This is a genomic window from Streptococcus wuxiensis, from assembly GCF_040888245.1.
GTDB classification, from domain to species: Bacteria; Bacillota; Bacilli; order Lactobacillales; family Streptococcaceae; genus Streptococcus; species Streptococcus wuxiensis.
Genome location: NZ_JBFNFE010000001.1, coordinates 207,582 through 222,938 on the forward strand (window position 1 = coordinate 207,582; position 15,357 = coordinate 222,938).

A 15,357-nucleotide genomic window follows, 5' to 3' on the forward strand; every position below is an offset into this window, starting at 1 on the left:
AAATAGGAGAAAACATGACAAAAACTTTGAAACGTCCTGAGGTTCTATCACCTGCAGGAACACTTGAAAAACTAAAAGTAGCTGTTCAATATGGAGCAGATGCTGTCTTTATCGGTGGGCAGGCCTATGGTTTACGTAGCCGTGCAGGGAACTTTACTTTCGAACAAATGGAAGAAGGAGTTCAGTTCGCGGCTAAGTATGGAGCTAAGGTATATGTGGCTGCCAATATGGTTATGCACGAAGGAAACGAAGAAGGTGCCGGAGAATGGTTCCGTAAATTACGTGATATTGGGATTGCAGCGGTTATCGTGTCTGATCCAGCCTTGATCATGATTGCAGCAACAGAAGCACCAGGACTTGAAATCCACCTTTCAACCCAGGCTAGTGCGACTAACTACGAAACCCTAGAATTCTGGAAAGAACTTGGATTGACGCGTGTCGTTTTAGCGCGTGAGGTTTCTATGGAAGAATTGGCAGAGATTCGCAAACGTACAGATGTTGAGATAGAAGCCTTTGTTCATGGAGCTATGTGTATCTCATACTCTGGTCGTTGTACTCTTTCTAACCACATGAGTATGCGTGATGCCAACCGTGGTGGATGTTCACAATCTTGCCGTTGGAAATACGACCTTTACGATATGCCGTTTGGCAAAGAACGTAAGAGTCTCAAGGGAGAAATTCCTGAAGAATTCTCTATGTCTGCGGTTGATATGTCTATGATTGACCATATCCCTGATATGATTGAAAATGGTGTGGACAGTCTTAAGATTGAAGGCCGTATGAAGTCGATCCACTATGTTTCAACAGTAACAAACTGTTATAAGGCAGCTGTTGATGCCTATCTTGAGAGCCCTGAAAAGTTTGAAGCTATTAAGCAAGACTTGATTGATGAAATGTGGAAGGTTGCCCAACGTGAGTTGGCTACAGGTTTCTACTACGGAACACCATCTGAAAATGAACAACTGTTCGGTGCTCGTCGTAAGATTCCAGAATACAAGTTTGTCGCTGAAGTTGTAGCTTATGATGATGCAACACAAATTGCAACTATTCGTCAACGTAACGTTATCAACGAAGGCGACCAAGTTGAGTTCTACGGACCTGGCTTCCGTCATTTTGAAACTTATATCGAAGACCTTCATGATGCTAAAGGTAACAAAATTGACCGTGCCCCAAATCCAATGGAACTTTTGACTATCAAGGTTCCTCAACCTGTTCAAGCTGGTGACATGGTACGTGCTTTGAAAGAAGGCCTGATCAATCTTTACAAAGAAGATGGAACAAGCGTCACAGTTCGTGCCTAGATAAGGAAAAAGAATGGTTCAAGCTCAGGGCTTACTAGTAGATCATGAAAGCAGATGTGTTCATTACCATAGTGATAAGGATATCGTAGCACTTCAGTGCTATGAGTGTAAAAAATACTATGCCTGTTATCAGTGTCATAATGAACTGGAGTCGCACGTATTTTCTCCCTATCCTTTAAATCTGAAAGAGGATAGACCTATCTTATGTGGATCCTGTGGGAAAACACTAACGTATGAGGAGTATACAGAGACGGGCACATGTCCATTTTGTAATGCTGCATTTAATCCAGCTTGTCAAAATCATTACTCAATTTATTTCAGATAAGAACTGACAAATCCGAGTTGTAAAACTCGGTTTTTTGTTTTCAGAAAACAAGGAAAGGCAGTGAAAGTGGTAGGAAAAGACAATAAAATTTTCTATATAATTGTCTTGAAAATCGTAAAATTAGAAATAAATGATTCGAAACGCTTTCATTACTAGTAAAAAGTTGACAAAAGCAAATTTTAGGACTAAACTAGAAGGGTAAATTTAATTTAAAAAAGGAGAATTCGTCATGAATTTAACATTTTTCGGACTTTGTCTTGCCTGTATGGGTGTATCTATTGCTGAAGGATTGATTATGAGTAATCTCTTCAAGTCTGCCGCTCGTCAACCTGAAATTATTGACCAATTACGCAGCCTTTTAATTCTTGGTGTTGCCTTTGTAGAAGGTACCTTCTTTGTAACCCTAGCGATGGCATTTGTCATTAAATAGACAACTCTATTTAGAAATGGAGGTGTCAAACCATGGAAGAAAGTTTGAATCCAACCGTTAATATTGGACCAATATCCTTTGATTTGACCCTGCTTGCCATGTCTCTTGTAACTGTTTTGATGGTTTTTGCCTTTGTCTATTGGGCAAGTCGTGAAATGACCATCCGTCCCAAGGGCAAACAAAATGCTCTTGAGATGATTTATGACTTTGTGGTTAGTTTTGCAAAACCAAACATTGGAGATTCATACATCAAGGATTATTCCTTGTTTCTGTTTTCTCTATTCTTGTTTATCTTGGTTGCCAATAATATTGGTTTAATGGCAAAAGTACAAACAACAAACGGTTATAACTTGTGGACTTCTCCAACAGCCAACCTTGGATACGATTTATCCCTCTCATTATTGATCACTTTGATCGCTCATGTAGAAGGAGTTCGTCGTAGAGGCGTTAAAGAATATTTGAGAGCATTTGTTACACCTGGCTTTATGACTCCGATGAACATTTTAGAAGAGTTCACCAATTTTGCCTCTTTGGCGATTCGGATTTACGGAAATATCTTTGCCGGTGAGGTTTTAGCAGGATTGCTATTGGCCTTGTCACAACATGCCTTGTATTGGTATCCTTTTGCCTTTATTGCAAACATGTTATGGACAGCATTTTCGATTTTCATTTCATGTATTCAAGCTTATGTATTTACCATGTTGTCATCTATGTACATTGGTAAAAAAATAAATGAAGGGGAAGAGTAAGTAGAGGAGGATTAGAAGATGGATTTAACTATTAGTACCATTATTGGTGACTTTATTCTGGTCGCTGGTTCCTTCCTTTTATTGATCTTTTTAGTGAAGAAATATGCTTGGGGAAATATTACCAGTGTCTTAGATGAACGCGCTGAAAAGATTTCTTCAGATATTGATGGTGCCGAAGAAGCCCGTAAAAAGGCAGAGGAACTTGCTAGCAAACGTGAAGCTGAGTTAGCAGGCAGCCGTACCGAAGCTAAAACGATTATCGAGAATGCAAAGGAAACAGCTGAGAAAAGTAAAGCTGATATTTTGGCCGAAGCTAAACTTGAAGCTGGGCGCTTAAAAGAAAAAGCCAACCAAGAAATTGCTCAAAATAAAGCTGAAGCTTTACAAAGTGTTAAGGGAGATGTGGCAGACTTGACAATCAGTCTAGCTGGAAAAATTATCTCTCAAAACCTTGACGGTCAGACCCATAAAGAACTCATTGATCAGTATATCGATCAGCTAGGAGAAGCTTAATGGACAAAAAGACTCTAAAGGTAATTGAAAAATACAGCATGCCTTTTGTCCAATTGGTGATTGAAAAAGGAGAAGAAGATTCTATTTTTTCAGACTTGTCTCAAATCAAGCAAGTAGCTGAAGAAACAGGCTTACCTTCTTTTTTAGCTCAGGTGGCAGTAGATGAGTCGGATAAAGAAAAAACGGTTCGTTTTTTCCAGGACTCTGTGTCACCTTTAGTACAAAACTTTATCGAGGTTCTACTTTACAATCACAGATCAAACCTGTTTTATGATGTGATTGTAGATTGCTTGAATCGTCTTGAAAAAGAAACCAATCGTTTTGAAGTGACTATTTTGTCTGCACATCCTTTGACTGATGAACAGAAAGAACGACTAATTCCTCTCATCGAGAAAAAGATGTCTCTAAAAGTTCGTAGCATTAAGGAAAAAGTTGACGATAGTTTAATCGGTGGTTTTGTTATTTTTGCCAATCACAAGACAATTGATGTGAGTATTAAACAACAACTTAAAGTTGTTAAGGAAAATTTGAAATAGAAAGTGGTGTTCTTTTGGCAATTAACGCACAAGAAATCAGCGCTTTAATTAAGCAACAAATTGAAAATTTCAAACCCAATTTTGATGTGACTGAAACAGGTGTTGTAACCTATATTGGTGACGGGATTGCGCGTGCTCATGGTCTTGAAAATGCCATGAGTGGTGAGCTGTTGATTTTTGAAAATGGCTCTTATGGTATGGCGCAAAACTTGGAATCAACAGATGTCGGTATTATCATCCTTGGGGACTTTACAGATATCCGTGAAGGCGATACAATTCGTCGTACAGGGAAAATCATGGAAGTTCCAGTTGGTGATAGCTTGATTGGACGTGTTGTCGATCCCCTTGGTCGTCCTGTAGACGGTTTGGGTCCAATCAACACTGATAAGACTCGTCCAGTTGAAGCACCAGCTCCTGGTGTTATGCAACGTAAGTCTGTCTCAGAACCATTGCAAACAGGTTTGAAAGCTATTGACGCCCTTGTTCCAATCGGTCGTGGCCAACGTGAGTTGATCATTGGTGACCGTCAAACAGGGAAGACAACTATCGCTATTGACGCTATCTTGAACCAAAAAGGTCAAGATATGATTTGTATCTATGTAGCGATTGGACAAAAAGAATCAACAGTTCGTACACAAGTGGAAACACTTCGTCAGTACGGTGCCTTGGATTACACAATCGTTGTGACAGCTTCAGCTTCACAGCCTTCACCATTGCTCTACCTCGCACCATATGCTGGAGTTGCTATGGCAGAAGAGTTCATGTACCAAGGGAAGCATGTCTTGATCGTTTATGATGACCTATCTAAACAAGCGGTAGCTTATCGTGAACTTTCTCTCTTGCTCCGTCGTCCACCAGGTCGTGAGGCCTTCCCAGGGGATGTCTTCTACCTTCACAGTCGTCTACTTGAGCGTTCTGCTAAAGTTTCAGATGAGCTTGGCGGTGGATCTATCACGGCTCTTCCGTTTATCGAGACCCAAGCAGGAGATATCTCAGCCTATATCGCCACAAACGTAATCTCTATTACGGATGGACAAATCTTCTTAAGTGATAGTCTCTTTAATGCGGGTATTCGTCCAGCTATTGATGCGGGTTCTTCTGTATCTCGTGTTGGTGGTTCTGCTCAGATTAAAGCCATGAAGAAGGTTGCTGGTACTCTTCGTATCGACCTTGCTTCATACCGAGAGTTGGAAGCCTTCACTAAATTTGGTTCAGATTTGGATGCTGCTACTCAGGCTAAATTGAACCGTGGTCGTCGTACTGTAGAAGTATTGAAACAACCTGTTCATAAACCACTACCTGTTGAGAAACAAGTGACCATTCTGTATGCCTTGACTCATGGATTCTTGGATACTATATCAGTTGATGATATTGTTCGTTTTGAGGAAGAATTCCATGCCTTCTTTGATGCGCAACATCCAGAGATTTTGGAAACTATTCGTGAAACAAAAGACTTGCCAGAAGAAGCAGTCTTGGATGCTGCGATTACTGAGTTTCTCAACCAATCCAGCTTCCAATAAGAATAGAGGTGTCAGATGGCAGTATCTCTAAATGATATTAAAACAAAAATCGCCTCAACGAAAAATACTAGTCAAATTACTAACGCCATGCAGATGGTTTCTGCAGCTAAGTTAGGTCGTTCTGAAGAAGCTGCACGCAACTTCCAGATTTATGCTCAAAAAGTCCGTAAACTCCTTACAGACATCCTTCACGGAGATGGTGCTGGCGGATCAACAAATCCCATGTTGATTAGTCGTCCGGTCAAGAAAACAGGCTATATCGTCATTACTTCTGACCGAGGTCTTGTTGGAGGATATAACTCTTCAATCTTGAAGGCTGTCATGGAGCTGCAACAAGAATACCATCCATCAGGTGATGATTTCGAAGTCATCTGTATCGGTGGTATGGGAGCAGACTTCTTTAAAGCTCGTGGTATTCAGCCAATTTATGAATTGCGTGGTCTAGCCAGTCAACCAAGCTTCGATGAAGTTCGTAAGATTATTTCAAAAACCATTGAAATGTATCAAAATGAACTTTTCGATGAGCTCTATGTTTGCTACAACCACCACGTGAATACACTGACAAGTCAAATGCGTGTGGAGCAGATGCTTCCAATTGTCGACTTGGACCCAAATGAAGCAGATGATAACTACAGCTTGACATTTGAGCTTGAAACAAGTCGTGAAGAAATCTTGGATCAACTATTGCCACAGTTTGCAGAAAGTATGATTTACGGTGCTATTATTGATGCCAAGACAGCTGAAAATGCGGCAGGGATGACGGCTATGCAAACAGCTACAGATAATGCTAAAAAAGTTATCAATGATTTGACTATCCAGTATAACCGTGCCAGACAGGCGGCGATTACACAAGAAATTACAGAAATCGTAGCAGGAGCTAGTGCCTTAGAATAGGCTCTAGTCCAGCTCGTATGAAAATGAACTTATACTCAATGAAAATCAAAGAGTAAACTAGGAAGCTAGCCGCAGGCTGTACTTGAGTACGGTAAGGCGACGCTGACGTGGTTTGAATTAGATTTTCGAAGAGTATTAGGACCTAGTTGAGCTAGGAACCGACAGTATCTTATACAGAATAGGAGAAGTAGATGAGTTCAGGTAAAATTGCTCAGGTTATCGGTCCCGTTGTAGACGTCATGTTTGCAGCAGGTGAGAAACTACCAGAGATTAATAATGCACTTGTCGTCTACAAAAATGACGAAAGAAAAACAAAAATCGTCCTTGAAGTAGCCTTGGAGTTGGGAGATGGTATGATTCGTACCATCGCTATGGAATCAACTGATGGCTTGACCCGTGGTTTGGAAGTATTGGACACAGGTCGTCCAATCTCAGTGCCAGTTGGGAAAGAAACTCTAGGACGTGTCTTCAACGTTTTGGGAGATACCATTGACTTGGAAGCTCCTTTTGGTGAAGATGCAGAGCGTCAGCCAATTCATAAAAAAGCACCAACTTTTGATGAATTGTCTACCTCTTCAGAAATTCTAGAAACAGGGATCAAGGTTATCGACCTTCTTGCCCCTTACCTTAAAGGTGGTAAGGTCGGACTCTTCGGTGGTGCCGGAGTTGGTAAGACCGTTTTGATCCAAGAATTGATTCACAACATCGCCCAAGAACACGGTGGGATCTCAGTATTTACTGGTGTTGGGGAACGTACTCGTGAAGGGAACGACCTCTACTGGGAAATGAAAGAATCAGGCGTTATCGAAAAAACAGCCATGGTATTTGGTCAGATGAATGAGCCACCAGGAGCACGTATGCGTGTTGCTCTTACTGGTTTGACAATCGCTGAATACTTCCGTGATGTAGAAGGTCAAGACGTTCTTCTCTTCATTGACAACATTTTCCGTTTCACACAAGCTGGTTCAGAAGTATCTGCCCTTTTGGGTCGTATGCCATCAGCCGTTGGTTACCAACCAACCCTCGCAACAGAAATGGGTCAACTGCAAGAACGTATCACTTCAACCAAGAAGGGTTCTGTAACCTCTATCCAGGCCATTTACGTGCCAGCGGATGACTATACTGACCCAGCGCCAGCAACAGCCTTCGCTCACTTGGACTCAACAACTAACTTGGAACGTAAATTGGTTCAATTGGGGATTTACCCAGCCGTTGACCCCCTTGCTTCAAGCTCACGTGCCTTGGCACCTGAAATTGTTGGAGAAGAGCACTATGCAGTAGCTGCTGAAGTGAAACGTGTTCTTCAACGTTACCATGAGTTGCAAGATATCATCGCCATCCTTGGTATGGATGAACTTTCTGATGAAGAAAAGACTTTGGTTGCTCGTGCACGTCGTATTCAGTTCTTCTTGTCCCAAAACTTCAACGTTGCGGAACAATTTACAGGTCAACCAGGATCTTATGTTCCAGTAGCTGAAACTGTTCGTGGCTTCAAGGAAATTCTTGACGGTAAATACGATCATTTGCCAGAAGATGCCTTCCGTGGAGTAGGTTCAATCGAAGATGTTATTGCTAAGGCTGAAAAAATGGGATTTTAAGAGGTGATCTATGGCACATTTAACTGTCCAGATCGTGACACCAGATGGCCTCGTCTATGATCACCATGCCAGCTTTGTATCGGTACGAACTCTGGATGGTGAGATGGGGATCTTGCCACGACATGAAAATATGATTGCGGTTCTAGCAGTTGATGAAGTAAAGGTTAAACGCATCGATGATGATACTCATGTGAACTGGATTGCAGTAAACGGAGGAATCATTGAGATTGCTAATAATGTCATTACCATTATTGCTGACTCAGCTGAACGTGCGCGCGATATTGATGTTAGTCGTGCAGAACGTGCTAAACTTCGTGCAGAACGCGAAATTGAAGAAGCACAAGACAAACACTTAATCGACCAAGAGCGCCGTGCTAAAATTGCATTGCAACGTGCTATTAACCGTATCAATGTCGGAAATAAATTATAAAATAAAAAATGAACTTGTTAAATCAAGTTCATTTTTTTATGCCTTATTTATTGAAACTGATGCAGACTGCTTCAGGAACCTGAAATTCATTAGAGAGTTCTGCCAGTCTACCAGTTTCAGGATTGCGCTTAAAGACAGTCGCATTATCAGAATCCTGGTGAACAGCGATAAGGAATTCTTGGTCAGGCGACAAATCAAAATCACGTGGATTTTTTCCATTGGTTGGAACAATCTCTAATAATTCCAAGCTTCCATCTGCTAAAATGCTATAAACAGCGATAGAATCATGGCCTCGATTAGAAGCGTAGAGGAATTTGCCATCTTTAGAAAGACGAATAGCCGCAGTACCATTAAAACCACTATAGTCATCTGGTAAGGTTGAAATGACCTGCATTTGTTCAAATTCTCCAACACCATCGTAAATCAATACTTCAATCGTACTATTGAGTTCACAGATGAGATAAGCAATCTTGTAGTGGTGGTGGAAAACAAGGTGACGAGCACCAGCGCCAGGATTACAATTATAAGTTGCTAGTTTCGTCAACTTTCCTTCTAGATTGACATCATAGGTAGTGACTTCGTCAGTACCCAAGTCACAAGTTACCAAATATTGGTCTGGTGTTAAATCGGTGTAGTGTACGTGGGGAGAAGATTGGTTTTCATGTGGACCATGGCCAGTATGTTGAACTTTGTCTGCCAATTCAAGACAGCCATCTTCTTTACGTTTGTAGACTAGAACTTGACCTTTATGATAGTTAGCGCCATAGACTAGACTCCGTATCTCATCCACTGCAACATAGCAGTGAGGAGCGCCTTCTTCAACGACGTGATTCAGGAGGACACCATCAGTTTTGTATGCTGCGATTCCACCTTTGTCCTCATGGCTTCCGACAGTATAGAGATGCTGATGCTGATCAAAGGCTAGGTAGGTTGGACTTGGCTCGGTTGCAAATAATTCTAGATTTGAGAGTTTGCCAGTCTCATTATCAAAATCAGCCTTGTAAATCCCTTGAGAAATACGTCGTGTATAGGTTCCAAAATATACTATTTCTTTCATATTCATACCTCTAGAAAAAGATAATTCAATTATAACATAAAAAGGCCTGCTAGATGAAAAATCTAGGTCAGAAAAAACAGCTCTTCCCTTGTCAAGAAGACAAATTTATCCCTTGCTAAATGACTATAAAAAACCCTTATTTTTCTTAAAACATGGTATAATGTTAGGACAAAGGAAAGGAAGAAAAAATGGAACAAAAAGAGAAACACTTTACTTTATCTTGGTTTTTTAAATGGTTTTTAGACAATAAAGCGACCACTGTTTTCTTGGTGACCTTGTTATTAGGTCTCAATATTTTTATTCTCAGTAAAATTAGCTTTTTATTTTTCCCAGTTATAGACTTTTTATCAGTAGTGATGTTGCCGGTTATCTTATCGGGTCTACTTTTTTACCTCTTAAATCCACTAGTAGATCTGATGGAGAAGTACAAGATTAACCGTGTCTTAGCCATTAGTATCATCTTTATCATTATTGCCATTCTCTTGATTATTGGACTAGCCGTTGCAATTCCAAACCTTCAACGTCAAGTAGTAATTTTTGCGCAAAATGTCCCAAGTTATCTCGAGGATGCTGATAGAGTCATTAATGACCTTGTAACCAAGCATTTGCCAGATGACTTTAGACCCCAACTGGAGCAAGTTTTAGCTAATTTTTCAACACAAGCAACTGCTTGGGCAAGTAATATTTCTTCTAAGGCTGTTAACTGGGTAAGTGCTCTTATCAGTGGAACGTCACAGGTCATTGTCGCTCTGATCATCATGCCATTTATGCTCTTTTATCTCCTTCGAGATGGAAAAGGACTTAGAGACTATATTACTCAATTCTTACCAAATAAATTGAGAGAACCAGTTGGTAAGGTTCTTTCAGAAGTAAATCAACAACTTTCCAATTATGTTAGAGGACAAATTACGGTCGCTGTAATCGTAGCTATCATGTTTATTATCTTATTCAAGATTATAGGACTTCGTTATGCTGTTACTTTAGGTATTACAGCCGGTTTTCTCAATTTAGTTCCTTATCTAGGTAGTTTTCTTGCAATGATTCCAGCCCTTGTTTTGGGTTTGATTGCTGGTCCTGTTATGCTCTTAAAAGTTATTATCGTTTTCATTGTAGAGCAAACTATTGAAGGACGTTTTGTTTCTCCACTGATTTTGGGTAGTCAATTAAATATTCACCCAATTACCATTCTTTTTGTACTGTTGACTTCAGGATCCATGTTTGGTATTTGGGGTGTATTGCTAGGTATTCCAATCTACGCTTCCGCAAAAGTAGTCATCTCAGCAATATTTGATTGGTATAAAGGAGTTAGTGGACTTTATGAACCAGTAGAGGAGACTGAAGGTGAACAATAGTCAACAAATGCTCGAAGCCTTGGAGCAACAAGATTTATCAAAAGCAGAATCTTTTTTCCAAAAAGCCCTAGAGGAAGATTCAGATGAAGTTCTTCTTGAACTTGCTGCATATCTCGAAGGGATTGGTTTCTATCCACAGGCAGCACAAATCTATGAGAAACTAGCACCGAAATTTCCAGAAGTCTACATCAATCTAGCTGCAATAGCTGGTGAGGATGGATTGATTGAGGAGGCTTTTGATTATTTAGAGAATATTGGTCCGGAAAGTGAATGGTACGTATCAGCTCTTGCCTTAAAAGCAGATTTATATCAGATGGAAGGATTGACAGATGTTGCGCGTGAGAAGCTTCTAGAAGCTCGTAGCTACTCTGATGACCCTCTCCTGATATTTGGACTAGCTGAACTAGATAGTGAGCTAGGAAACGATTTAGAAGCCATTAAGGGCTATGCTCAACTAGATAATCGTGCTATCTACGATCAAACTGGAATTTCGACCTATCAGAGAATTGGTCTTGCTTATGCACGTTTAGGTAAGTTTGAATCTGCAATAGAATTTTTAGAAAAAGCCTTAGAGTTAGAATATGATGACCAAACAGCCTTTGAGCTTGCAAGTCTCTATTTTGACCAAGAGGACTACCAGAAAGCCGTACTATACTTTAAACAACTAGACACTATTTCCCCAGATTTTGAGGGTTATGAATATGGTTATAGTCAAGCCCTTCATAAAGAGCATCAGACAGAAGAGGCTCTTAAAATAGCTCAGCAGGGCTTGTCAAAAAATCCTTTTGAAACTCGACTCTTACTCCTTGCATCTCAGCTATCTTATGAGTTGCATCAATCTGAGCAAGCAGAAGCTTATCTGATTCAAGCACAAGAAAATGCTGATGACCAGGAAGAAATTTTGCTACGCTTAGCTACCATCTACCAAGAACAAGAAAGATACGAAGATATTCTAGCTTTAGCAGTCTATGAACCTGAAAATCTCTTGACTAAATGGATGATTGCTCGAAGTTATCAAGAAACTGAAGAATTAGATGCAGCATATGATCTCTATAAGGAACTTGCTACTGAACTCAAGGATAATCCAGAGTTTTTGGAACAGTTTATTTATTTGTTAAGAGAGTTAGGTAAGCTAGAAGAAGCAAAAGACTACATTCAATCCTATCTACAATTAGTACCCGATGATTTACAAATGCAAGATTTGTATGATTATTTATCTTAAATACAAAAGATAATCACCAAGCATAGGTGATTTTCTTTTTTTATTAAAAAGAAGTATAAATTGCTTTAAATTTAGGTGGATTGAGTATGAACTTTTAGTATTTTTTTGATATAATTGTTATAGTTATAAGTTGAATAATCAACAAAGTAAAAATAGAAAGATTAGCAAAATGACAAAAGTAAAAATTGTAACGGATTCTTCGGTTACTATTGAACCGGAAGTGGTTAAAGAATTTGATATTACTGTTGTTCCACTATCTGTAATGATTGATAGTGTCCTTTATTCAGATGCAGATCTTGAAGAAGGAGAATTTCTTCGCTTGATGCAAGCTAGTAAAAATCTTCCTAAGACTAGTCAACCACCAGTGGGACTCTTTGCAGAAATTTTTGATGATTTGGGTAAGGATGGTAGTCAGATTCTAGCTATTCACATGTCCCATGCTTTATCAGGAACTGTTGAAGCGGCTCGTCAAGGTGCAAGTTTATCAACAGCAGATGTCACTGTTTTGGATAGTTCATTCACAGATCAGGCCTTGAAGTTCCAAGTTGTGGAAGCTGCTAAACTAGCTCAAGAAGGAAAAGACCTTGAAACTATTCTAACCCATGTAGAGGACGTAAAAAATCACACTGAACTCTACATCGGTGTTTCAACTTTAGAAAATCTTGTAAAAGGTGGTCGCATTGGCCGTGTTACTGGTTTGCTAAGCTCTTTACTTAATATTCGAGTAGTTATGCAAATGAAAGACAATGAGCTTCAACCGATTGTCAAAGGACGTGGTTCAAAAACCTTTAAGAAATGGTTGGATGAGTTAGTAGCCACTCTTTCAAATCGTTCAGTAGCTGAGATTGGTATTTCTTATGCAGGTACAAATGAATTTGCAAACGAGATGAAAGCTGTTCTACAACCTTACGTTGAAAAACCAATTTCAGTTCTAGAAACAGGCTCAATTATCCAAACTCACACCGGAGAAAACGCCTGGGCGATCTTAATTCGCTATAATTCCTAAAAAAATGAAGAAAAATTGAGATAAAAGGTGTTTTTGACTTGACCTAAAAGCAATTTTAGGTTATGATTATAAGTGTTAATTAGAAATAATTTTGGAGGATTCATTAACATGGCAAACAAACAAGATTTGATCGCTAAAGTAGCAGAAGCTACAGAATTGACTAAGAAAGATTCAGCAGCAGCAGTTGACGCTGTATTCGCAGCTGTAACTGAATTCCTTTCAGCTGGTGAAAAAGTTCAATTGATCGGTTTTGGTAACTTCGAAGTTCGTAAACGTGCAGCTCGTAAAGGTCGCAACCCACAAACTGGTAAAGAAATCAAAATCAAAGCTTCTAAAGTTCCAGCATTCAAAGCTGGTAAAGCTCTTAAAGAAGCAGTTAAATAATGATTTTATAAAAAACCTATTAATCAAGCGTCAAGCTTGGTTAGTAGGTTTTTTTGTTTAATGGAGGACTTGTTACGAAAGTAGAAGTAGAAATAAGAATTGGGACTATTATAAGCTATAAAAAAAATTAAAGCTTGAAAAAATAAAAGAAACAAAAAAAACAACTCCGAATCGAAGTTGTTTTCGTTTAACCGTATACAAGTGATGCGGTTGATTATTTGAGACCGTATTTTTTGTTGAAACGATCCACGCGTCCATCTGCTTGAGTGAACTTTTGACGTCCAGTGTAGAATGGGTGTGAGTCTGATGAAATTTCCACACGGATCAATGGGTAAGTTTCGCCTTCGAACTCAACAGTTTCGCTAGAGCGTTTTGTTGAACCGCTAAGGAATTTGTAACCAGTAGTTGTGTCCATGAAGACAACTGGGCGATATTCTGGATGGATATCTTTTTTCATTTTGCAATATTTCCTTTCTGCCATGGTCTCTTTGCGAGCCATAGATTGTTACCATACTAGTCTATCAGATTCTGAAAAGTTTGGCAAGCTTTTTATCTATTTTTCAGCAAGTTTTTTAATTTTTGGTAGATGAGCTCATTCTCTTCTAAACTATATGAATTTGCCCCACTAGCAAGAGGATGGCCACCGCCATCATGTTCTTTTGCAACTTCATTGATTGGGACAAATTTACTGCGAAGACGTACGCGGTAGTGACCATCTGCTTGCTCCACAAAGATTCCCCAAAGGCTAACAGTATCAATACGGCCCGGAGCTCCAACGATGGCTGCTGTTTCCGCATCAGTAACGTCGTATTTCCTCAAGATTTCTTGGGTGAGAATAACACGTGCAGCACCATTTTCATCAACTTCTAAGTGGTCATAAACATAACCCTGGAGTTTGGCAATCTTAAAGCTCATAGTATCCATTTTACGTGTTAATTCAGCATAGTCAAAGTTATGTTCTCTGAGTTGACTTGCGATACGAAGTGTACGTGCAGAAGTAGAAGGGTAGAGAAAACGGCCAGTATCACCAATAATTCCAGCGCAGAGCATTTTGGCAGCGTAGTCGGATAATTCTAAGTTAGTTGCTTCAGCAAAAAGAGCAATCATCTCACTCGCACTACTAGAGTTCGTGTCTACCCAAACAAGATCACCGTAGACTTCGTCATTTGGATGGTGGTCAATTTTGATAATAGTCTCAGCATTAAGATATCGTTTATCATCAATACGTGCTGTGTTTGCTGTATCACAGATAATGGCAAGTGCACCTTGATAGTCTGTGTCCTCTACCTGATCCATTTTAGCAAGCCAAGTTAAGGTTGGTTCATTAAAACCAACTACTTTTATCGTTTTTTCTGGAAAATGATGCTCAAGCAAGGCTTTTAAACCTAACTGACTCCCCAAAGCGTCAGGATCTGGTTTCATATGACGGTGGATGATAATAGTATTGTATGCTTTGATTTTTTCTAAAATTTGGTGACAAATTTCCATAATGAACCTCAATTCTTTCTCATTTCATTGTAGCACAAGAGTTTTTATTTTTAAAATGAAAAAGATGTGATATAATGGAGAAAGATTAATTGAGGAGGACCTTATGGCATTAGCAAAAATTGTATTTGCCAGTATGACCGGTAATACTGAAGAAATCGCTGATATTGTAGCAGATAAATTAAGAGAATGTGGTTTAGAAGTGGATGTTGATGAGTGTACAACCGTTGACGCTTCTGACTTTTTAGAAGCAGACATCGCCATTGTCGCAACCTATACCTACGGAGATGGAGAATTACCAGATGAGATGATGGACTTCTACGAAGATCTAGCAGACCTCAACTTGAGCGGTAAAATCTATGGTGTAGTCGGATCAGGAGATACTTTCTACGATGAATTCTGTAAAGCTGTTGATGACTTCGACCGAGTATTTATCGCTACTGGAGCTGAAAAGGGTTCAGAGTGCGTTAAAGTTGACCTTTCTGCTGAGGAAGAAGATATTGAACGCTTGGAGCAATTCGCGGAAGAATTAGCTGCTAAAGTAGGATAAGCATG

At 39.6% G+C, this 15,357-nt stretch carries 18 protein-coding genes; 15 read left to right on the plus strand and 3 right to left on the minus strand.

Annotated features, from left to right (window positions below; translation table 11 throughout):
* Positions 1–14 precede the first annotated feature (14 nt).
* From AB2B47_RS00975 to AB2B47_RS01020, 10 genes are all read left to right on the plus strand, one after another.
* Positions 15–1,301, plus strand: coding sequence for a peptidase U32 family protein (locus tag AB2B47_RS00975; protein WP_320693408.1), 1,287 nt, complete (start codon positions 15–17; stop codon positions 1,299–1,301).
* Between the two features lie 13 nt (positions 1,302–1,314).
* Complete coding sequence (locus AB2B47_RS00980) at positions 1,315–1,626, plus strand: CHY zinc finger protein (RefSeq protein ID WP_223332899.1); 312 nt, start codon at positions 1,315–1,317, stop codon at positions 1,624–1,626.
* Positions 1,627–1,855: 229 nt separating this feature from the next.
* Complete coding sequence (locus AB2B47_RS00985) at positions 1,856–2,056, plus strand: F0F1 ATP synthase subunit C (RefSeq protein WP_004253309.1); 201 nt, start codon at positions 1,856–1,858, stop codon at positions 2,054–2,056.
* Positions 2,057–2,088: 32 nt separating this feature from the next.
* Positions 2,089–2,805 (plus strand): F0F1 ATP synthase subunit A, encoded by a 717-nt coding sequence (gene atpB / locus AB2B47_RS00990; protein WP_006152670.1) that lies wholly within the window; start codon positions 2,089–2,091, stop codon positions 2,803–2,805.
* A gap of 18 nt (positions 2,806–2,823) precedes the next feature.
* On the plus strand, positions 2,824–3,318 hold the full coding sequence (gene atpF / locus AB2B47_RS00995; RefSeq protein WP_320693409.1) for a F0F1 ATP synthase subunit B: 495 nt from the start codon (positions 2,824–2,826) through the stop codon (positions 3,316–3,318).
* On the plus strand, positions 3,318–3,854 hold the full coding sequence (locus AB2B47_RS01000) for a F0F1 ATP synthase subunit delta (RefSeq protein ID WP_320693410.1): 537 nt from the start codon (positions 3,318–3,320) through the stop codon (positions 3,852–3,854). Before atpF ends, AB2B47_RS01000 begins: the two co-directional genes overlap by 1 nt.
* Before the next feature lie 14 nt (positions 3,855–3,868).
* Positions 3,869–5,374 (plus strand): F0F1 ATP synthase subunit alpha, encoded by a 1,506-nt coding sequence (atpA, locus tag AB2B47_RS01005; protein ID WP_006152674.1) that lies wholly within the window; start codon positions 3,869–3,871, stop codon positions 5,372–5,374.
* Between the two features lie 15 nt (positions 5,375–5,389).
* Complete coding sequence (locus AB2B47_RS01010; protein WP_004253324.1) at positions 5,390–6,268, plus strand: F0F1 ATP synthase subunit gamma; 879 nt, start codon at positions 5,390–5,392, stop codon at positions 6,266–6,268.
* 191 nt (positions 6,269–6,459) lie between these two features.
* Positions 6,460–7,866, plus strand: a complete 1,407-nt coding sequence (atpD, locus tag AB2B47_RS01015) for a F0F1 ATP synthase subunit beta (protein WP_036757320.1) — start codon at positions 6,460–6,462, stop codon at positions 7,864–7,866.
* Positions 7,867–7,876: 10 nt separating this feature from the next.
* The gene (locus AB2B47_RS01020) at positions 7,877–8,296 is read left to right on the plus strand and encodes a F0F1 ATP synthase subunit epsilon (protein ID WP_006148659.1); all 420 of its coding nucleotides are present in this window, start codon (positions 7,877–7,879) and stop codon (positions 8,294–8,296) included.
* 43 nt (positions 8,297–8,339) lie between these two features.
* Here AB2B47_RS01020 and AB2B47_RS01025 read toward each other — a convergent pair whose 3' ends face one another.
* Complete coding sequence (locus AB2B47_RS01025; protein ID WP_006152661.1) at positions 8,340–9,353, minus strand: lactonase family protein; 1,014 nt, start codon at positions 9,351–9,353, stop codon at positions 8,340–8,342.
* A 188-nt stretch (positions 9,354–9,541) separates the two neighbouring features.
* Between AB2B47_RS01025 and AB2B47_RS01030 the strand changes: the two genes are divergently transcribed.
* From AB2B47_RS01030 to AB2B47_RS01045, 4 genes are all read left to right on the plus strand, one after another.
* A complete protein-coding gene (locus AB2B47_RS01030) occupies positions 9,542–10,705 on the plus strand; it encodes an AI-2E family transporter (RefSeq protein WP_006152634.1) in 1,164 nt (387 codons plus the stop codon).
* On the plus strand, positions 10,695–11,927 hold the full coding sequence (locus AB2B47_RS01035; RefSeq protein WP_320693411.1) for a tetratricopeptide repeat protein: 1,233 nt from the start codon (positions 10,695–10,697) through the stop codon (positions 11,925–11,927). Before AB2B47_RS01030 ends, AB2B47_RS01035 begins: the two co-directional genes overlap by 11 nt.
* Before the next feature lie 169 nt (positions 11,928–12,096).
* Complete coding sequence (locus AB2B47_RS01040; protein WP_006152655.1) at positions 12,097–12,933, plus strand: DegV family protein; 837 nt, start codon at positions 12,097–12,099, stop codon at positions 12,931–12,933.
* A gap of 108 nt (positions 12,934–13,041) precedes the next feature.
* Complete coding sequence (locus tag AB2B47_RS01045; protein ID WP_004253345.1) at positions 13,042–13,317, plus strand: HU family DNA-binding protein; 276 nt, start codon at positions 13,042–13,044, stop codon at positions 13,315–13,317.
* 214 nt (positions 13,318–13,531) lie between these two features.
* On the opposite strand, the gene AB2B47_RS01050 is transcribed toward AB2B47_RS01045, so the two are convergent.
* On the minus strand, positions 13,532–13,774 hold the full coding sequence (locus AB2B47_RS01050) for a type B 50S ribosomal protein L31 (protein ID WP_004253349.1): 243 nt from the start codon (positions 13,772–13,774) through the stop codon (positions 13,532–13,534).
* Positions 13,775–13,866: 92 nt separating this feature from the next.
* A complete protein-coding gene (locus AB2B47_RS01055; protein ID WP_320693412.1) occupies positions 13,867–14,805 on the minus strand; it encodes a DHH family phosphoesterase in 939 nt (312 codons plus the stop codon).
* A gap of 103 nt (positions 14,806–14,908) precedes the next feature.
* Between AB2B47_RS01055 and AB2B47_RS01060 the strand changes: the two genes are divergently transcribed.
* Complete coding sequence (locus tag AB2B47_RS01060; protein WP_004253355.1) at positions 14,909–15,352, plus strand: flavodoxin; 444 nt, start codon at positions 14,909–14,911, stop codon at positions 15,350–15,352.
* The last annotated feature ends 5 nt before the right edge of the window (positions 15,353–15,357 follow it).